Consider the following 18,062-nt stretch of genomic DNA (forward strand, 5'->3'; position numbering starts at 1 on the left):
GGGTTCTTTCAGAAGAGCGTATTGATGGCACGCTGCACATTGTAATCGTCGTCGACGAGCAGCAGCACGGACCACTTGTCGAACGTGGTGCACGGGTGCGAGATGCCGCAGCCGACCAGGTCGCCCACGCGCACGTCCACGCACATGTCCTTGCCTTCGGGCAGCCGCAGGTAGGCATGCTGGTCGTTCATCTTCTCGATGCGCGCGCCGTCCGGCAGCGTCACCGGACCGGCCCCGCCCGGCCGGTGCGTCACCAGCGCATGCGGCAGGCCCAGGTCGTACGACGCGTCGCGCTTGCCCATCGACAGGATCGCCAGCGTGGGTTCGGGCCGCGACAGCACGACGCTCCATACCTCGAGCGCCGGCCGCAAGCCTTCGCCGAGCCCGGCCCGCTCGTCGAGCTCGGCCGTCAGTTGCAGGTAGTGGCCGTGATCGCTGGTCAGGTAGCAGCCGCTGCGCAGCACCGGCAGCACCGGCCGCGACAGGTCACCGACCGCACGGAACGCGCTCGCCACCAGGTCGAAATACGACGAGCCGCCCGCCGACAGCAGGATGCGCGGCCCGCCGAACAGCGCTTCGGCGTCGAGCTGCCGGGCCAGGTCCGTCATCTGCGCGAGGAAGGCGTCGACGCGTTCGAGGTCCGCGGCGCGGTCGTCGCTCACCAGCAAGCCTTCGTAACCCTCGATGCCGGCCAGTTGCAGCCCCGGAGATGCCGCGATCGTGCGTGCCAGCGCCAGCGCCTCCCCGGTGCTGCGGCAACCGCTGCGCTTGCCGGCGATGCCCAGCTCGACCAGCAGCGGCAGCGGGCGCCCGATGCCGGCGGCGACGGCGGCTTCCGCCAGCCGCCGCACGCCCTCCGGCGAATCGGCCAGCACGAACAGCTCGAATCCGGGATCGTTTCGCAGCAGCGCCAGCAGCGCGCGGATGTCGGCCGGTGCCACCAGCTCGTTGGCCAGCAGCGCGCGCCGCACGCCGAAGCGCGCCGCGGCCAGCACCTGCGATGCCGTCGCCAGCGTGATGCCCCACGCGCCGTTGGCCAGCTGGGCGCCGAACAGCTGCGGGCTCATCGTGGTCTTGCCATGCGGGGCCAGCACCGCATCGAAGCGCGCGCAAAAGCCGCGCATCCAGTCGAGGTTGTGCAGCAGGCTGGAAGTCTTCAGCACGGCCACCGGAAAGCTGGTATCGGCATCGAGCACGTTCCAGCCCTGCAGGCCCACCATGTGCTGGCGCAGCGGTTCCGTGATCGGCAAGCCTTTCGTGCCGGGTTGCAGTGTTTGCTCTTCGAGCGCGGCCAGTTGCAGGCCGCCGTCGGGCAGGATCATTCCTTCTCCAGATGCAATCGGGGACAGGCACCGTTCCGGGCATTCGCCCCGAACCGTGCCTGTCCCCAGGTTTGACCGACTAAAAGCGGTCCAGGCGCTTACGACATGTGCTGGCCGCCGTTGATGGCGATATTGGCGCCGGTCACGAAGGCGGCTTCATCCGACGACAGGTAGGCGACCAGACCGGCCACTTCGTCCGGCTTGCCAAGGCGGCCCATCGGGATCTGCGGCAGGATCTTCGAATCCAGCACGTCCTGCGGAATCTCGGTGACCATCTTGGTACCGATATAGCCCGGCGAGATCGTGTTGACGGTCACGCCCTTGCGCGCCACTTCCAGCGCCAGCGCCTTCGTGAAGCCATGCACGCCGGCCTTCGCGGCCGAATAGTTGGTCTGGCCGAACGCGCCCTTCTGGCCGTTGACGGACGAGATGTTGATGATGCGGCCCCAGCCGCGCTCGGTCATGCCGTCGGTTACCGGTTTCGTCATGTTGAACACGGAATCCAGGTTGGTGCGCAGCACGGCATCCCAGTTCACCTTGTCCATCTTCTTGAACGTCGTGTCACGGGTGATGCCGGCGTTATTGACCAGCACGTCCACCGGGCCGATGTCGCGCGTGATCGCGGCCACGCAGGCCTGCGCCGAATCGTAGTCGCCCACGTCGGCCGGATAGGCGGCAATGTTGTGACCCTGCTCCTTCATCTTGTCCAGCCAGTCCTGGTATTTCGTATTGTTCGGGGAATACGTGGTTACCACCTTGTAGCCCAGTGCCAGCAATTTGACGCAGATCGCTTCGCCCAGACCACCCATGCCGCCCGTTACCAATGCAACTCGTGCCATATTGTTATCTCCTCTAGTTAGCGAATTCCGTTTGAAGCAGAAGGGCCGCCATCGGCGGCCCTTCTTCCAGCTCTTACTCGCGTTCGACTGCCAGCGCCACGCCCATGCCGCCGCCGATGCACAGCGAGGCCAGGCCCTTCTTCGCATCGCGGCGCACCATCTCGTGCAGCAGCGTCACCAGGATGCGGGCGCCGGAGGCGCCGATCGGGTGGCCGATGGCGATCGCGCCACCGTTCACATTGATCTTGCTGGTATCCCAGCCCATTTCCTGGTTCACGGCGCACGCCTGCGCGGCGAATGCTTCATTGATTTCCAGCAGGTCCAGGTCTTGCGGCGACCAGCCGGCCTTTTTCAGCGCCAGCTTGCTGGCCGGTACCGGGCCCATGCCCATGAACGCCGGGTCCAGGCCGGACGACGCGTAAGCCTTGATGCGCGCCAGCGGCTTCAGGCCCAGTTCCTTCGCCTTCGAGGCGGACATCAGCACCACGGCGGCGGCGCCGTCGTTGATGCCGGAGGCATTACCAGCGGTAACGCTACCCTCCTTGTTGAACGCCGGACGCAGGCCCTGCAGGCCTTCGATCGTGGAACCGGCCTTCACGTATTCGTCGCTGTCGAACACGATCGTGCCCTTCTTCTGCGGAATCTCGAGCGGCAGGATCTCGTCCTTGAACTTGCCGGCCTTTTGCGCCGCTTCGGCCTTCAGCTGCGACTGCAGCGCGAATTCGTCCTGCTGGGTGCGAGAGATTTCATACTTCTTCGCCACGTTCTCGGCGGTGATGCCCATGTGGTACTGGTTGTATACATCCCACAGGCCATCGACGATCATCGTGTCGGTCATCTTCACGTCGCCCATGCGGAAGCCGTCGCGCGAGCCGTTCAGCACGTGCGGGGAGGCGCTCATGTTTTCCTGGCCACCGGCGATGATGATGTCCGAATCGCCGGCCTTGATCGCCTGCGCGCCCAGGAACGTGGCCTTCAGGCCGCTGCCGCACACCTTGTTGATGGTGTAGCCGGGAATCGCGTTCGGCAGGCCGGCCTTGATGACCGCCTGGCGGCCCGGGTTCTGGCCCACGCCGGCCGTGAGCACCTGGCCCAGGATGACTTCGTTGATCAGGTTCGGATCGATGCCGGTCTGCGCCAGCAGGCCCTTGATCACGTGCGCGCCCAGGTCGGCCGCAGGAATCTTGGCCAGGCTGCCGCCGAATTTGCCGACCGCGGTACGGGCCGCGGCAACGATGACTACGTCTTCCATTTACTATCTCCAGTGTGCCGACGAGCTAAGCCAGCAGGGGTTGTCGAAGCGCTACTACTTTTCATTCTATCGGGTTGCGCGGCAAGCTACCAGCAAAGTCGCGGCTGAGCTCGCCTATGCGGCTGTGGGCTTCGTTGGCCACGCCGGCTACCTGGCGGCCATACCGCTGAGCACGTTCCACGGCTTGCTGCGATTGCGATGCGGTCAGGCAGACCAGGTCGCGCACTTCGCGCACGAACAGCAGCTGGCTCGAGGCCGCATTGGCGGCCGCGATCCCGTCCTGGGCGGCATGCACGCTCAGGCCGAACAGGCTGGCGCCGCTGTCGACGGCCGCCTGCAGCAGCGCATTGCAGCCCGCCAGGTGGGATTCGGTCAGGCTGCGGGTGGCATTGAACAGCTCGGTTGGCAACGCGTTGGGCAATTGCGCGGGCAGCGCAGCGGGCCATGCCGCGGAAAACACGGAGGCAAACCCGTTCGGCCATGGGGCTGGCAACGCGGTTGACCATGGGGTCGATACATCCTTGGGCAGCATGAACATAGAACGTCCTTTCCGGAAGCGGCTGAGGTAACGCAAAGGCTTTCATGCTAATTGGCGGCTGTGACTGGTTGTTTGATAAATATCAAACTCTGCGTCATGAGAGCAATTTAATGCCGTCCAGCGAGGCGGCACACTGCTCGCGGATCACCTTGACGAAGTCCGCCACGTAGGCTTTTTGCCGCAATGCTTCCGGTACCGACACGTACAGGTCACTCCACAGCCCGGCTTCGCCGACCGGCCTGGCGATCACGTAATCGTAGTCCACGTAGTTCTTGATTGCCCAGTTCGGCAGCGCCGCGATGCCGCGGCGGCTGGCCACGAGCTGCAGGATCGCCACCGTCAGCTCGGCCGTGCGGCGGCTGTACTGCACTCCGGCCGGCCACAGCACTTCGCGGATCAGGTCGATGCGTTCCTCGGGTACCGGGTAGGTGATCAGTGTCTCGCCCTCGAAATCGGCGGCGGCCAGGCGGCGATGGTTCGCCAGCCGGTGCTTCTGCGCCATCACCGTCAGGATCTCGAAGCGGAACAGCGGGTAGGTGGCGTACTGGGCGCTGTAGTCGGAACCGATGACGAGATCGGCGTTGCCGGCGCGCAGCAGCTCGACCGGTTCGCTGTGAAAGCCCGAGACCAGGTCGATTTCCACTTCCGGCCAGCGCCTGCGGAATTCATCCATGACCGGCATCAGCCAGTCGAAACACGTATGGCATTCGAGCGCCACGCGCAGCTGGCCCTGGTCGCCCTGCATCAGCCGCGCCACGTCGCGCTCGGCCTGCTCGATTTCCGGCAGCAGCGTGTCGGCCAGCCGCAGCAACCGGGCACCGGTGGCGGTGAACCCGATCGGTACCGATTTGCGCTCGAACAGCGGGCCGCCGTAGCGGTCTTCCAGCAGCTTGATCTGGTGCGACAGCGCGGACTGCGTGAGGTTCAGCAACTGGGCGGCGCGCACCAGGCTGCCGGCCGAACGCAGCGCGGACAGGGTGCGGAGATGGCGGATCTCCAGCATGGTCAATGAATATTTTTCATGTTAAACCGCAAAATGTTTCGTTTGGCTTATGCAAGGCATTGTCGCACACTCTACTTCACCAATATTTAATTCTTGTGACATGAAAAACATTTACACGCACATCCCCGGCTTTCCCCGCATCGGCGCCCAGCGCGAACTGAAGACGGCACTGGAGCGCCACTGGCGCGGCGAGCTGCCGGCCGCGGAACTGGAAGCCGTCGGTCGCGCGCTGCGGGCACGCCACTGGGCGCTGCAGCGCGACGCCGGCCTCGATTTCGTGACCGCCGGCGACTTCGCCTTCTACGACCACGTGGCCAACCATATAGCGCTGCTCGGCTGCGAGCCGGAGCGCTTCCGCTTCGATGGCAGCGAGCCGGCACTGGCGCGCTACTTCACGCTGGCGCGCGGCCGCTCGGGCGGCGCCGCGGCTGCCGCCCCGGGCGCCGATGGCGGCACCTGCGGCGGCCAGTGCGGCGGCGGCCACCATGGCCACGCGGACCGGGACGAGGGCAGCCCGGCGCTGGAAATGACGAAATGGTTCGACACCAACTACCACTACCTGGTGCCCGAACTGCATGCCGGCAGCACATTCTCGGTGGCGTCGGAACGCCTGTTCGACGAAGTCGCCGAGGCCCTCGCGCTGGGCCATGCCGTCAAGGCCACGCTGATCGGCCCGCTCACCTTCCTGTGGCTGGCCAAGGCCACCGACGGCTCGTCGCGCCCCGATCTGCTGGAGCACCTGCTGCCGCGCCTGCTACCTGTCTATGGCCAGGTACTGGCGCGGTTGAAGGAACAGGGCGTGGCATGGGTGCAGATCGAGGAACCGATCCTCGGCCTCGACCTGCCGCAGGCATGGCGCAGCGCGTTCGAGACCGCCTACTGGCAGCTGAACCAGGCCGGCGCGCCGCTGCTGCTGGCCACGTACTTCTCGCCGCTGGAGGAAAACCTGTCGCTGGCCTGTCGCCTGCCGGTGGCCGGCCTGCACGTGGATGGCGTGCGCGCCGCGCACGAACTGGCCAGTGTGGCCGACTGGCTGCCCGTGCACAAGGTGCTGTCGGCCGGCATCGTCGATGGCCGCAATATCTGGCGCACCGACCTCGACGCCGCGCTGGCCACGCTGGCGCCGGTGCTGGACAAGCGCAACGGCCGGTTGTGGCTGTCCACCTCGTGTTCGCTGCTGCACGTGCCCTACAGCCTGGAACCGGAAACGGCGCTGGACCCGGAACTGGCATCGTGGCTGGCGTTCGCCCGGGAAAAGCTGGACGAACTGGCCCTGCTGAAGACTGCCATCGCCAATCCCGAAGCCGCGGCCGCGCCGCTGGCCGCCTCGCGCGCCGCGATCGCCACCCGCCGCGCCAGCCCGCGCGTGCACGATGCGGCAGTGCGGGCGCGCGTGGCCGCGCTGCCGGACAATGCCGCGCAGCGCAAGTCGCCCTTTGCCGGACGCCGGCTGCTGCAGGGCGCCAGGCTGAACCTGCCAGCCTTCCCCACCACCACCATCGGCTCGTTCCCGCAAACCCCGGCGATCCGCGCCGCCCGTGCCGCGTTCAGGCGCGGCGAGCTTGCCGCCGCAACGTATGAAGCGGCGATGCGCGCCGAGATCGAACATGCGATCCGCCGGCAGGAAGCGCTGGGACTGGACGTGCTGGTGCACGGCGAGGCCGAGCGCAACGACATGGTCGAGTACTTCGGCGAGCAGCTGGCCGGCTTCGCCTTCACGCGAAACGGCTGGGTGCAATCCTACGGCTCGCGTTGCGTGAAGCCGCCCGTGATCTGGGGCGACGTGTCGCGCCCTGCGCCGATCACCATCGGCTGGGCGCGTTACGCGCAAGGCCTGACCGCGCAGCCGGTGAAGGGCATGCTGACCGGCCCGGTCACGATCCTGCAATGGTCGTTCGTGCGCGACGACCAGCCGCGCGCCGACACCGCCGACCAGATCGCGCTGGCAATGCGCGACGAGGTAGACGATCTCCAGAACGCCGGTATCGCGATCGTGCAGATCGACGAGCCGGCGCTGCGCGAAGGCTTGCCGCTGCGGCAGGCGCGCCATGCCGCCTACCTGGACCGGGCGGTGCGCGCGTTCCGCCTCACGGCCGCCGTGGCGCGCGACGGCACGCAGATCCATACCCACATGTGCTACGCCGAGTTCAACGACATCCTGCCGCAGATCGCCGCGCTCGATGCGGACGTCATCACGATCGAGACCAGCCGCTCGGCGATGGCACTGCTCGATGGCTTCGGCACCTTCCGCTACCCGAACGACATCGGCCCCGGCGTCTACGACATCCATTCGCCGCGCGTGCCGGATCGCGAGGAGATGCTGGCGCTGCTGCGCCGTGCGCGCTCGGTGATCCCGCCGGAGCAGCTGTGGGTCAACCCCGATTGCGGCCTGAAGACCCGGAGCTGGAACGAGACCGAGGCGGCGCTGCGCAACATGGTCGGGGCGGCGCGTCAGATGCGCATCGAATCGGACGCCGCGGCAGGCAATGGCGGTACCGTCCAAGCCGCATGAATGCAGGGCCGGGAGGCTGTTCCGCCACATGAAAATGCCTCACCGATAATTGTTTTTTGACATTGACATCCTCCCCCACCTCAGCCAAGGGCTGCCGCGTGCGCGGTAAGGAGGGGGATTCCTGGAGCTAGCGTCGCATGTCCGCGACGGAGTATGTTTCTTGCGGCGTTTACATCACGGTCGTGAGGGGCGCCACACTGATCGCACGTCCATACTCTTATTTCAAGATCTTTCAGCCCTTTCGGTCCGCTACGTGCATCGCATACAGAACAGTCTTGAGTGGAAAACGCTTCGTCGACCTCATCGAACCATACACCAGCGCTATCGCTTTTGTACCTGAGCATGGCTCTGAATTGCGACCAGCCGGCATCGAGAACGGATTTCGCCATTCTGGTCTTCGCCAGGGCGGATGCGTTCACATTGCCAACGAAAATGGCACCGAACCTTTGGACAAGTTCGGTACTTCTCACATGGTGCTGGTGCTTGCGTTGGTTCGCGATGCGCGCGTGGATCGTCTTGACAAGCCTTTTCTTGCCTGCACGCTGGGCCATCGCAAGCTTGGCTTCGTGGTGCCGGTACTGCTTCAGCGCCTCGATCTTCTCGCCGTTTGAGAGCGTGGCGAAATGCTTCAATCCCAGGTCAATCCCGACGGCATTCGTTGCGGCCGATCGAGGCTCGCGCGCCACCTTGACACTGATGTTGATATACCAGCGGCCGCGCGCATCCTCCGAAAAGGATCCAGCACCCAATTGATATTTCGACAGGCCATAGCTGTCCCAAAGGCCGAGCGCCTGATCGATTCCCGACATCCATAGTTGGCCATTTCGATAACGCAGCGCCGACGCCTTGAACGGTATCCAGCCGAGGGAGCGGCGAGCACCGCTTGATTTCCGCCACCGTAGCTTCACCTTGTTGAACTGCTTGCGTCGCCTGGCATATTCCTGGCCTATCGCCTGGATGGTTTGAGAATGCAGTGGGACACCTTCCTTGCTGGCGCCAGAGGTCATTTTGTCGAGGTCATACCCTGACAAAAACCGCCGCTCGCGCTGCCATACCTTGTGGGATGTTTCGTTACAATAATTCCAGCACTGATTCACCCAAAAAGCCTTCGCACGCAGGACGTGAGCGTGCTTGTCCTTCAGCCGAAGCCGGAGCACACGCACGACATCAGCAGGCACATTGGAGGTCTTCATATTGGCATTTGCTGTATGCATATACAGCGTAGCAAGATATAAATAAAACGCAATGAAAATCCAGGAATGCCCGCTTTGACATTTCCGCCTTGAAGGACAGAGCGTTACCCGCTAACTGGTAAAATGCTCGGGCCCGGGCCAGCCCGAACTTTTTACTGTCGTCATGTCCAAAAGCCCGTTCCAGAAGCCCATTGAAATCAAGATTTCCACCGTTGTCGCCGTCTCCGCGATCCTCCATACCTCCGACGGCATTGCCCTCGACGCCGCCCTGAAGGGCATGACGGGCGGCGTGGCCGATTTCTTCGAGGGCGACCTGGCCGTCATCGACGTCGGCGACCTGGCGCCGGGCTCGCAACGGATCGACTGGGCAGGCACGATCGCGCTGCTGAAGAAATACCGCCTGAATCCGGTCGCCGTGCGTAACGCCCGGGCGGACATGGTGGAAGAAATCCAGGCCCACGGCCTGTCGCTCGATACCGGCAAGCGCGACGACAACGGCGCAGCCGCCACCGTGGCGGTTCCGGCGCCGGCACCCGCGCCCGCCTTTACGCCCGCCCCGGCGCCCGCGCCCGCCAACTCGGGCACGATCATCATCGATACACCGGTTCGCGCCGGCCAGCGCATCTATGCGCGCGGTGGCGACCTGATCGTGATGGCCGTCGTCAACAACGGCGCCGAGATCATTGCCGATGGCAGCATCCATGTTTACAACACGCTGAACGGCCGTGCGCTGGCCGGCGCCTCCGGCGACCCGAGCGCACGCATCTTCGCTCTGTCGATGTCGCCCGAACTGGTGTCGATCGCCGGTGTCTACCGCACATTCGAGGACGGATTCCCCCCAGAACAGGCTCGCCAGCCGGCACAAATCCGGCTCATCGGCGACCGTCTGGATATACAATCTGTCAATTAAGGCAATTCTTCAGGCATTGCGTGCGCGCCCCGCGCCTGAGCTTTCACATTAAAAGGATTATTCGTGGCAAGAATTATTGTTGTAACGTCCGGCAAGGGCGGTGTCGGCAAGACCACTTCCAGCGCCAGCTTTTCCACGGGCCTCGCGATGCGCGGCCACAAGACGGCGGTGATCGACTTCGACGTGGGCCTGCGTAACCTCGACCTGATCATGGGTTGCGAACGCCGCGTCGTCTACGACCTGATCAACGTGATCAACAAGGAGGCATCGCTGCCGCAGGCACTGATCAAGGACAAACATTGCGACAACCTGTTCATCCTGCCGGCCTCGCAGACGCGCGACAAGGACGCGCTGTCCGAAGACGGCGTGGAACGCGTGCTGGCCGAAATGATCGAGATGGGCTTCGAATACATCATCTGCGATTCGCCCGCCGGCATCGAGCACGGCGCCCTGATGGCGCTGACCTTCGCCGACGAAGCCATCGTGGTCACGAACCCGGAAGTATCGTCGGTGCGCGATTCCGACCGCATCCTCGGCATCATCCAGGCCAAGTCGCGCCGTGCCATGTCCGGCGGCGAACCTGTCAAGGAACACCTGCTGATCACGCGCTACTCGCCCAAGCGCGTGGAAGCGGGCGAAATGCTGAGCTATACGGACGTGCAGGAAATCCTGCGCATCCCCCTGATCGGCATCATTCCGGAATCGGAACAGGTGCTGCATGCGTCGAACCAGGGCAACCCTGCGATCCACTTCAAGGGTACGGACGTGGCCGAAGCCTATGAAGACGTCATCGCCCGCTTCCTCGGCGAAACCAGGCCGCTGCGCTTCACCGACTATGAAAAGCCGGGGCTGTTCAAGCGCATCTTTGGAGCAAAGTGACATGGCGCTGCTATCTTTCCTGTTCCCCAGCAAGCCGAAAACGGCCAATGCCGCGAAGGAGCGGCTGCAGATCATCATCGCCCGCGAACGCAACGGGCGCACCGGCCCCGACTTCCTGCCGGCGCTGCACAAGGAACTGATCGAGGTCATTTCCAAGTACACCAAGGTCAACGCCGACGACATCAAGATTTCGCTGGACCGCCAGGGCAACCTGGAAGTGCTCGATGTAAACGTGGTGCTGCCCGACGCCTGACGGCACATCCCGTTTCAAGCCACCCCGGCAGCGCTGGCCACATCCGGACCAGGTTTCGCTGCCGGATCAACGGCTTGCGCTGCCTGGCGCCTGCCTTGTCGCCCGGCGCCCTCTCATAGGGAGGCGCTGATTTATTCATGGCGACGATCCTGGCCATGAGAAAAACGCGCCCAGCTGCGTCACAAATGCCCTGCCATACCCAGGTATGACAGGGCATTTGCGTCTTGCTGGACACGTTTTTCAAGACTAATCCCATCCACCAGCAATATATCAGCGCTTCGCCGCCAGCAACTCCCCCGCCACCTTCGCGCAGGCGTCCACGTGCTGGTAGCCGATCTGCCGGAACGCGAAAAAACCGATCGCGGCCGACGCCACCTGCCCCGCCAGCGGCACGATCTTCGACGCCTGCTTCGCCACCAGCTTCTTCCCGCTTTTCGCCAGCAGCCTGAACACCAGGTCGCGGGTGATCAGCCTGCCCACCAGCATGCCGCCCACCCCGACGGCCGCCTCGTAGCCGATCATCCGGAATTTAGGCTGCATCCGTTCGATCTGCCCGGGCGTCAGGCCGAACGCGGTATTGATCTCGTCGATCAGTTGCGTAAACAACTTCATGTCCGACACGATATCGACGCCGGGAATCGGGATCGCCGACACGCCGGCCGACAACGCGGCACGCCGGCGCACGAGCCGGCGCAGTGCTCCCGTACCTTAGCGATGTCGGCCGGCGAAGAAGGCAACAATTCCCAGCCGTCATCCACGAATGTGTCTCCTAAAAAATTGCCAAATGTAAAAGTTCATTGATAACCGCGTTTAACCAGTGTACCGTTTACCGGCAGTATGAATCGCACAAAAGATTTTTCCATAAAGAAACTCTTGGTCATTTTGGTAACTCTGCCAGAAAATCCTGTTATATTCGCAGTGACCAAGCCTTACTTCCGTGTTTTAACCCGCAGATAAGATGAGAATCGTAGTCCTCGATAATGACCGGAGCCAGACCGACCTGATATCCCAGGTGCTGACTTCCGCTGGCCATATTTGCCATGTTTTTCAAACAGGCAAAGACCTGCTCGGTCAGCTGCGCAAGGAAAGCTACGACATGCTCATCTTCGACTGGCAGGTCAGCGATATGGGAGGGGCGGAGCTGTTGCGCAAGGCACGTGAACGCCTCAACGACGGGGCGCCGGCCATGTTTCTCACTACCAGTTCGGGCGAGGACGACATCGTGTCCGGCCTTGATGCCGGCGCCGACGATTACATGATCAAGCCGCTGCGCCGCAGCGAAATGGTGGCCCGCGTGCAGGCGCTGCTGCGCCGCGCGTTCCCGGCCCAGAACGGCGCCGAGCAATTGACTTTCGGCCAGTATGTTTTTGAAACCCGCCCGGGCCGGCTGTTAATGGATGGCCATGTGCTGGACGTGACGCACAAGGAGTTTTACCTCGCGCTGCTGTTTTTCCGCAACATCGGCCGGCCGCTCTCCCGCGCATATATTCACGAAGCCGTGTGGATCCGCGAAACCGAAGTTCCCTCCCGCACGATGGATACCCATGTGTCGCGGGTGCGCAATAAACTCCAGCTGAAACCCGAAAATGGTTTCCGGCTCGTGCCGGTGTACAGCTACGGCTATCGGCTCGAAAAACTCGGCAATTGATTTTCATTGACGGTTGGCCAACTGGGACGATTTGTCCCACGGACCGGCGCTCGACCGGCGGCAGCCGATTCACGCACATCAGGCTATAATCAAAGCCTACGTCGTTGATTTTTCTAGAAATGCAACTGCTTGCCGTCGGCCTCAACCACACTACAGCTCCGGTCGCCCTGCGCGAACGGCTGGCGTTCGCGCCTGATCAGCTGGGGTCGGCCGTGCGCGCGGCGCGCAACTGGTTCCAGCGCCTGGACGGCCGGGGCAGTGACGAAGCGGCGATCCTGTCCACCTGCAACCGCACCGAGCTGTATGCGGCCAGCGGCGCCGCCAATCCGCTCGATGCCGGCGCGCAGTTCCTGGCCGATTTCCACCACCTGAACTATTCCGAACTGCGGCCGCACCTGTACATGCTGCCGCAGCACGAGGCGGTGCGGCATACCTTCCGTGTCGCGTCGGGCCTCGATTCGATGGTGCTCGGCGAAACGCAGATCCTCGGCCAGATCAAGGACGCGATCCGCACCGCCGACGAAGCGGGCGGCCTGGGTACCTACCTGCACCAGTTGTTCCAGCGCAGCTTCTCGGTGGCCAAGGAAGTGCGCAGCACCACCGAGATCGGCGCGCACAGCGTGTCGATGGCGGCGGCCTCGGTGCGGCTGTCGCAGCGCATTTTCGACAAGCTGTCCGAGCAGAACGTACTGTTCATCGGCGCCGGCGAAATGATCGACCTGTGCGCCACGCACTTCGCGGCGCAGAATCCCAGGTCGATCACCGTGGCCAACCGCACGCTCGAGCGTGGCGAACTGCTGGCCCACCGCTTCAACGGCAAGGCCGTGCGCCTGGCAGACCTGCAAACGCAGCTGCACCAGTACGACATCCTGATTTCGTCGACGGCATCGTCGCTGCCCCTGATCGGCCTCGGCATGGTCGAGCGCGCGATCAAGGCACGGCGTCACAAGCCGATGTTCATGGTCGACCTGGCCGTGCCGCGCGATATCGAACCCGAAGTGGGCCGCCTGAACGACGTGTTCCTGTACACCGTCGACGACCTGGGCAAGGTCGTGCAGGCCGGTATCGAGAACCGCCAGGCCGCCGTCGCGCAGGCCGAGGCGATCATCGAAACGCGCGTGCAGTCGTTCATGCACTGGGTCGACGACCGCGCCGTGGTGCCCGTCATCCAGGGCCTGCAGGAAAACGGCGAGGCGATCCGCCTGGCCGAACTCGAACGCGCCCGCAAGCTGCTGGCGAAGGGCGAGGATATCGATGCGGTGCTCGAAGCGCTGTCGAAAGGCCTGACGGCCAAGTTCATGCACGGCCCGCAGCAGGCGCTGCACCGCGCCCAGGGCAGCGAACGCGCCCAGCTGGCCGAACTGCTGCCCCAGCTGTTCCGCGGCCGCCGTTAGCGGCCCCAGCCATTCGCTCCCCGCCGCCCCGCTCCGGGTGCGGCTGTCATTCCCGCTACCCAAAAAAAGACCATGAAACCATCAATGCTGGCCAAGCTGGACCAACTCGCGAACCGCCTCGTGGAGCTGGACGAACTCTTGATGTCCGAAGGCGCCACCGCCAACATGGACAGCTACCGCAAGATGACCCGCGAACACGCGGAGCTGGGCCCGCTGGTGGCACTGTACAAGGATTACCTGAGCGTGCAGGCCGACATGGGCGAGGCGCAGCAGATGCTGCTCGACCCCGACATGAAGGACTTCGCGCAGGAAGAGATCGAGTCCGGCAAGGCGCGGCTGGCGGCACTCGAACTGGACCTGCAAAAGATGCTGCTGCCGAAGGACGCCAACGACGAGCGCAACATCTTCCTCGAGATCCGCGCCGGTACCGGCGGCGACGAATCGGCGCTGTTCGCCGGCGACCTGTTGCGCATGTACACCCGCTTCGCCGAGCGCAGCCGCTGGCAGGTGGAGATCGTGTCCGCTTCGGAAAGCGACCTGGGCGGCTACCGCGAAGTGATTGCCCGCATCGTCGGCACCGGCGCGTATTCCAAGCTGAAGTTCGAGTCGGGCGGCCACCGCGTGCAGCGCGTGCCGGCCACCGAAACGCAAGGCCGCATCCACACGTCCGCCTGCACGGTGGCGGTGATGCCGGAGGCGGATGAGGTGGAAGACGTGCACATCAATCCGGCCGACCTGCGCATCGACACCTACCGCGCCTCCGGCGCCGGTGGCCAGCACATCAACAAGACCGACTCCGCCGTGCGCATCACCCACCTGCCGAGCGGCATCGTGGTCGAATGCCAGGACGACCGCTCGCAGCACAAGAACAAGGCCTCGGCGATGAAGGTGCTGGCGGCCCGCATCAAGGATGTGCAGCTGCGCGAACAGCAATCGCAGGAAGCGGCCACCCGCAAGAGCCTGATCGGCAGCGGCGACCGCAGCGAGCGCATCCGCACCTACAACTTCCCGCAGGGCCGGATGACGGACCACCGCATCAACCTGACCTTGTACAAGCTGGACATGATCATGGACGGCGACCTGACCGAACTGACCGCCACGCTGTCCGCCGAGCACCAGGCGGAGCTGCTGGCGGCGCTGGGAGACTGAAGCCAGGCAGCAATATGCCCGGCCCGGATCAGCTGGGCGGGACATGCCATTGCCCGCTTTATGCGAGAATTGGCGCCTTCACATTCGGGCAACTTTATCCATGATGAAATCGCGCACCATCCTCCTGTCCACCGCGGCCGTCTGCCTGCTGCTGGTGGCCTTCGCGCTGTATCTCCAGCACGTCAAGGACATGCTGCCCTGCCCGCTGTGCGTGATCCAGCGCTACCTGTTCCTGGCGGTGGCGATCGGCTGCCTGATCGGCGCGTTCGGGCGCAAGCCGAAGGTGGGCGCGGCAGTGGGGCTGGCGGCGGCGATCGGCGGCCTTGGCGTGGTCGGCAAGCATCTGTATGTGCTGGCCAATCCCGGTTTCTCGTGCGGCATCGACCCGATGACGACGGCGCTCAACAAGATCCCCACCGCCACCTACCTGCCGTGGCTGTTCGAAGCGGACGGCCTGTGCGAGAACGCCACCGATGCGGTGCTCGGCCTGTCGGTGCCGCAGTGGTCCGCCGTGTGGTTCGCGATCCTCACCGCCACGATGATCTGGGTGCTGGCGCGCCGCCAGGCATGAGCACGCTGGTCTCCCCCGGCATCACGCTGGCGGCGCTGCAGCGCACGCCGCTGCTCGACCCGGTCGACCAGCGCATCCTGCTGTGCCATGCGCTCGGCATCACCCGCACCGCGCTGATCACGCAGCCGGACCGCGCATTGACCGATGAGGAAGCGGCCCGCGTGTCGGCGCTGCTGCAGCGCCGGATCGATGGCGAACCGGTCGCCTACCTCGTCGGCAAGCGCGAGTTCTACGGGCTCGACTTCACGGTCGGGCCGGGCGTGCTGATTCCCCGGCCCGAAACCGAACTGCTGGTCGAACTGGCGCTGGAGCGCCTGCCGCCGCGCGCCCGCGTACTGGACATGGGGACCGGCAGCGGCGCGATCGCCGTCGCCATCGCCCATGCGCGGCCGGATGCGCAGGTGACGGCGCTCGATGTCAGCCCCGCCGCGCTGGCCATCGCCGCCCGCAACGCGGCACTGAACGGCGTGTCCGTGCGCTGCCTGCACAGCGACTGGTTTACCGCCGTGACCGATGAAACGTTCGACATCATCGTCTCCAATCCCCCTTACATCGCGGCCGGCGACCGCCACCTGTCCGAAGGCGACCTGCGCTTCGAACCGCCCGGCGCGCTGACCGACCATGCGGACGGCCTGTCCGCGCTGCGCACGATCGTGGCCGGTGCGCCGGCGCACCTGGTGCCGGGTGGCTGGCTGCTGATGGAGCACGGCTACGACCAGTCCGTCGCCGTGCAGGCGCTGCTGGCGGGGCAATGTTATGCCGATGTGCAAAGCTGGCACGACCTGGCCGGCATCGCCCGTGTTACCGGTGGCCGCGCCGGCCACGGTTAGCCAGCGCCCCGAACAGCCGGTATTGCTTTGCTAGAATCGTCGAACCGGTTCCTTCAGAAGGATTGAACGGTTGCGATTTTGGGCCCCCGGCGTACGCGTTTTTACAATTTCGGTTACTCTCGCACCAATCTTTTGGTCCGATGCACAAGAAAGGAAAGCCAATTGTCCAACCTATTGACGCGCCGCCTGGCCCTGCTGGCCGACGAACGGCACCGCGACGTGCTGCGCGGCGGCTTGCGCGGCATCGAGCGCGAAACGCTGCGCGTGCAGCCGGACGGCCACCTGGCGAAAACGCCGCACCCCGCCGGCTGGGGATCGGCCCTCACGCATCCCGAAATCACCACCGACTACGCGGAAACGCTGGCTGAATTCATTACGCCGGCCGAAAATGATATCGCCACCACGATCGAGAAGCTCGATGGCATCCACCGCTTCGCCTACAGCAAGCTGGGCGACGAACTGCTGTGGAGCGAATCGATGCCCTGCCAGCTGCCGGCTGAAGAGGAGATCGACATCGCCTGGTACGGCAAGTCCAACCTGGGCATGCTGAAGCACGTGTATCGCCGGGGCCTGGCGCTGCGTTATGGCAAGGCGATGCAATGCATCGCCGGCATCCACTACAACTACTCGCTTGACGAGCAGCTGTGGCGCATCCTGGCGGAAAACGAGCCGGCCGAAAAGCCGCTCACGCCGGTGGCCTACCAGTCCGAAGCCTACCTGGCGCTGATCCGCAATTTCCGCCGCAACAGCTGGTTGCTGATGTACCTGTTCGGCACTTCCCCGGCGCTGAACAGCAGCTTCCTGCGCGGCCGCCCGCACAAGCTGGAAACCCTGTCGGCCGACACGCTGTTCCTGCCGTATGCCACCAGCCTGCGCATGAGCGACCTGGGTTACCAGAACGATGCGCAGTCGGGGCTGCGTCCGCACGAAAACAGCCTGGACAGCTACGTGGCCACGCTGACCCGCGCGGTCAACCAGCCTTACGAGCCGTACCAGAAGATCGGTACCCGCGATGCCAACGGCGAATGGCAGCAGTTGTCGACCAACGTGATCCAGATCGAAAACGAGTACTACTCGACGATCCGGCCGAAGCGCGTGATCCGCACCGGCGAGCGTCCGATCCAGGCGCTGTGCAACCGCGGCGTGCAATACATCGAAGTGCGCTGCCTGGATGTCGACCCGTTCGCGCCGGTCGGCGTGAGCCTGCCGACCGGCCGCTTCCTCGATGCGTTCCTGCTGTACTGCGCGCTGGAAGACAGCCCGGCCATCGCGGAGGAAGAAGGTGAAATCCTGGCCCGCAACTTCGCCCGCACGGTGAAGGAAGGCCGGCGCCCGGGCCTGACACTGACGCGCGATGGCAGCGAGATCGCCTTGCGTGCCTGGGGCGAGGAACTGCTGGAGCGCATCCGTCCCGCCGCCGAACTGCTCGATCAACTGCGCGGCGACACCCAGCATGCCGACGCACTGGCGCTGCAGGCGCCCAAGCTGGCCAATCCGGACTGCACGCCATCGGCGGCCGTGCTGCGCGAACTGGCCCGACACGGCAATTCGTTCACCGCGTTCGGCCTCGCGCAAAGCACGAAGCACGCGCAGTACTTCCGCGCCCATCCTCCAAGCGCGGAAGAACAAGCCTACTTCGGCGAACTGGCGGCGCGCTCGGTGGCCGAGCAGGCCGAAATCGAGAGCGCGCCGGCGGGCAGCTTCGACGACTTCGTGAAGGCCTACCGCGCCAGCAACCTGTGCCCGAACCACGCCTGACGCGGGCTTGG

17 protein-coding genes are annotated in these 18,062 nt (G+C 64.5%); 10 read left to right on the top strand and 7 right to left on the bottom strand.

Translation table 11 applies throughout. The features are described from left to right. Positions 1 to 8: 8 nt before the first annotated feature. The 5 genes from GJV26_RS12810 to GJV26_RS12830 form a co-directional block, all read right to left on the bottom strand. Positions 9 to 1,322, bottom strand: coding sequence for an amino acid deaminase (locus GJV26_RS12810; RefSeq protein ID WP_155709141.1), 1,314 nt, complete (start codon positions 1,320 to 1,322; stop codon positions 9 to 11). Between the two features lie 98 nt (positions 1,323 to 1,420). Further along, positions 1,421 to 2,161 carry an acetoacetyl-CoA reductase gene (gene phbB, locus GJV26_RS12815; protein ID WP_155709142.1) on the bottom strand — a complete coding sequence of 247 codons (741 nt, stop codon included), beginning with the start codon at positions 2,159 to 2,161 and terminating at the stop codon, positions 1,421 to 1,423. 73 nt (positions 2,162 to 2,234) lie between these two features. Next, positions 2,235 to 3,413 (bottom strand): acetyl-CoA C-acetyltransferase, encoded by a 1,179-nt coding sequence (locus GJV26_RS12820; protein ID WP_155709143.1) that lies wholly within the window; start codon positions 3,411 to 3,413, stop codon positions 2,235 to 2,237. 61 nt (positions 3,414 to 3,474) lie between these two features. Further along, positions 3,475 to 3,951, bottom strand: coding sequence for a phasin family protein (locus GJV26_RS12825; RefSeq protein WP_155709144.1), 477 nt, complete (start codon positions 3,949 to 3,951; stop codon positions 3,475 to 3,477). 94 nt (positions 3,952 to 4,045) lie between these two features. Continuing rightward, on the bottom strand, positions 4,046 to 4,954 hold the full coding sequence (locus GJV26_RS12830) for a LysR family transcriptional regulator (protein WP_155709145.1): 909 nt from the start codon (positions 4,952 to 4,954) through the stop codon (positions 4,046 to 4,048). Between the two features lie 100 nt (positions 4,955 to 5,054). Here GJV26_RS12830 and metE point away from each other — a divergent pair, with 100 nt between their 5' ends. Continuing rightward, on the top strand, positions 5,055 to 7,466 hold the full coding sequence (gene metE, locus GJV26_RS12835) for a 5-methyltetrahydropteroyltriglutamate--homocysteine S-methyltransferase (RefSeq protein WP_155709146.1): 2,412 nt from the start codon (positions 5,055 to 5,057) through the stop codon (positions 7,464 to 7,466). Positions 7,467 to 7,546: 80 nt separating this feature from the next. Here metE and GJV26_RS12840 read toward each other — a convergent pair whose 3' ends face one another. Then, the gene (locus GJV26_RS12840) at positions 7,547 to 8,659 is read right to left on the bottom strand and encodes an RNA-guided endonuclease InsQ/TnpB family protein (protein ID WP_155709147.1); all 1,113 of its coding nucleotides are present in this window, start codon (positions 8,657 to 8,659) and stop codon (positions 7,547 to 7,549) included. A 163-nt stretch (positions 8,660 to 8,822) separates the two neighbouring features. Between GJV26_RS12840 and minC the strand changes: the two genes are divergently transcribed. The 3 genes from minC (at position 8,823) to minE (ending at position 10,701) form a co-directional block, all read left to right on the top strand. Beyond that, the gene (gene minC, locus GJV26_RS12845; RefSeq protein ID WP_155709148.1) at positions 8,823 to 9,569 is read left to right on the top strand and encodes a septum site-determining protein MinC; all 747 of its coding nucleotides are present in this window, start codon (positions 8,823 to 8,825) and stop codon (positions 9,567 to 9,569) included. Positions 9,570 to 9,632: 63 nt separating this feature from the next. Next, positions 9,633 to 10,448: a septum site-determining protein MinD gene (gene minD / locus GJV26_RS12850; RefSeq protein ID WP_189441738.1), complete on the top strand. Its 816-nt coding sequence runs from the start codon at positions 9,633 to 9,635 to the stop codon at positions 10,446 to 10,448. A gap of 1 nt (position 10,449) precedes the next feature. Next, a complete protein-coding gene (gene minE, locus GJV26_RS12855) occupies positions 10,450 to 10,701 on the top strand; it encodes a cell division topological specificity factor MinE (RefSeq protein ID WP_145650669.1) in 252 nt (83 codons plus the stop codon). A 270-nt stretch (positions 10,702 to 10,971) separates the two neighbouring features. On the opposite strand, the gene GJV26_RS12860 is transcribed toward minE, so the two are convergent. Further along, entirely contained in the window at positions 10,972 to 11,385 is a 414-nt protein-coding gene (locus tag GJV26_RS12860; RefSeq protein ID WP_229419278.1) for a hypothetical protein, read from the bottom strand. Between the two features lie 274 nt (positions 11,386 to 11,659). Between GJV26_RS12860 and GJV26_RS12865 the strand changes: the two genes are divergently transcribed. The 6 genes from GJV26_RS12865 to gshA all read left to right on the top strand — a co-directional run bounded on the left by GJV26_RS12865 (position 11,660) and on the right by gshA (position 18,051). Beyond that, entirely contained in the window at positions 11,660 to 12,349 is a 690-nt protein-coding gene (locus GJV26_RS12865; RefSeq protein ID WP_155709149.1) for a response regulator transcription factor, read from the top strand. Positions 12,350 to 12,468: 119 nt separating this feature from the next. Then, positions 12,469 to 13,743, top strand: a complete 1,275-nt coding sequence (gene hemA, locus GJV26_RS12870) for a glutamyl-tRNA reductase (RefSeq protein ID WP_155709150.1) — start codon at positions 12,469 to 12,471, stop codon at positions 13,741 to 13,743. 72 nt (positions 13,744 to 13,815) lie between these two features. Next, positions 13,816 to 14,892 carry a peptide chain release factor 1 gene (gene prfA / locus GJV26_RS12875; protein WP_155709151.1) on the top strand — a complete coding sequence of 359 codons (1,077 nt, stop codon included), beginning with the start codon at positions 13,816 to 13,818 and terminating at the stop codon, positions 14,890 to 14,892. A gap of 100 nt (positions 14,893 to 14,992) precedes the next feature. Continuing rightward, positions 14,993 to 15,463 (top strand): disulfide bond formation protein B, encoded by a 471-nt coding sequence (locus GJV26_RS12880; RefSeq protein WP_155709152.1) that lies wholly within the window; start codon positions 14,993 to 14,995, stop codon positions 15,461 to 15,463. Continuing rightward, positions 15,460 to 16,293: a peptide chain release factor N(5)-glutamine methyltransferase gene (prmC, locus tag GJV26_RS12885; protein ID WP_155709153.1), complete on the top strand. Its 834-nt coding sequence runs from the start codon at positions 15,460 to 15,462 to the stop codon at positions 16,291 to 16,293. The genes GJV26_RS12880 and prmC overlap by 4 nt, the downstream gene beginning before the upstream one ends. Positions 16,294 to 16,455: 162 nt before the next feature. Beyond that, a complete protein-coding gene (gshA, locus tag GJV26_RS12890) occupies positions 16,456 to 18,051 on the top strand; it encodes a glutamate--cysteine ligase (protein ID WP_155709154.1) in 1,596 nt (531 codons plus the stop codon). Positions 18,052 to 18,062: the final 11 nt, after the last annotated feature.

The sequence above is a fragment of the Pseudoduganella dura genome (assembly GCF_009727155.1).
GTDB classification, from domain to species: Bacteria; Pseudomonadota; Gammaproteobacteria; order Burkholderiales; family Burkholderiaceae_D; genus Rugamonas; species Rugamonas dura.

Coding starts and splice junctions, on each gene's coding strand:
- GJV26_RS12810 (WP_155709141.1), bottom strand. CDS start 1,322: ATGATCCTGCCCGACGGCGGCCTGCAACTGGCCGCGCTCGAAGAGCAA.
- phbB (WP_155709142.1), bottom strand. CDS start 2,161: ATGGCACGAGTTGCATTGGTAACGGGCGGCATGGGTGGTCTGGGCGAA.
- GJV26_RS12820 (WP_155709143.1), bottom strand. CDS start 3,413: ATGGAAGACGTAGTCATCGTTGCCGCGGCCCGTACCGCGGTCGGCAAA.
- GJV26_RS12825 (WP_155709144.1), bottom strand. CDS start 3,951: ATGTTCATGCTGCCCAAGGATGTATCGACCCCATGGTCAACCGCGTTG.
- GJV26_RS12830 (WP_155709145.1), bottom strand. CDS start 4,954: ATGCTGGAGATCCGCCATCTCCGCACCCTGTCCGCGCTGCGTTCGGCC.
- metE (WP_155709146.1), top strand. CDS start 5,055: ATGAAAAACATTTACACGCACATCCCCGGCTTTCCCCGCATCGGCGCC.
- GJV26_RS12840 (WP_155709147.1), bottom strand. CDS start 8,659: ATGAAGACCTCCAATGTGCCTGCTGATGTCGTGCGTGTGCTCCGGCTT.
- minC (WP_155709148.1), top strand. CDS start 8,823: ATGTCCAAAAGCCCGTTCCAGAAGCCCATTGAAATCAAGATTTCCACC.
- minE (WP_145650669.1), top strand. CDS start 10,450: ATGGCGCTGCTATCTTTCCTGTTCCCCAGCAAGCCGAAAACGGCCAAT.
- GJV26_RS12865 (WP_155709149.1), top strand. CDS start 11,660: ATGAGAATCGTAGTCCTCGATAATGACCGGAGCCAGACCGACCTGATA.
- hemA (WP_155709150.1), top strand. CDS start 12,469: ATGCAACTGCTTGCCGTCGGCCTCAACCACACTACAGCTCCGGTCGCC.
- prfA (WP_155709151.1), top strand. CDS start 13,816: ATGAAACCATCAATGCTGGCCAAGCTGGACCAACTCGCGAACCGCCTC.
- GJV26_RS12880 (WP_155709152.1), top strand. CDS start 14,993: ATGATGAAATCGCGCACCATCCTCCTGTCCACCGCGGCCGTCTGCCTG.
- prmC (WP_155709153.1), top strand. CDS start 15,460: ATGAGCACGCTGGTCTCCCCCGGCATCACGCTGGCGGCGCTGCAGCGC.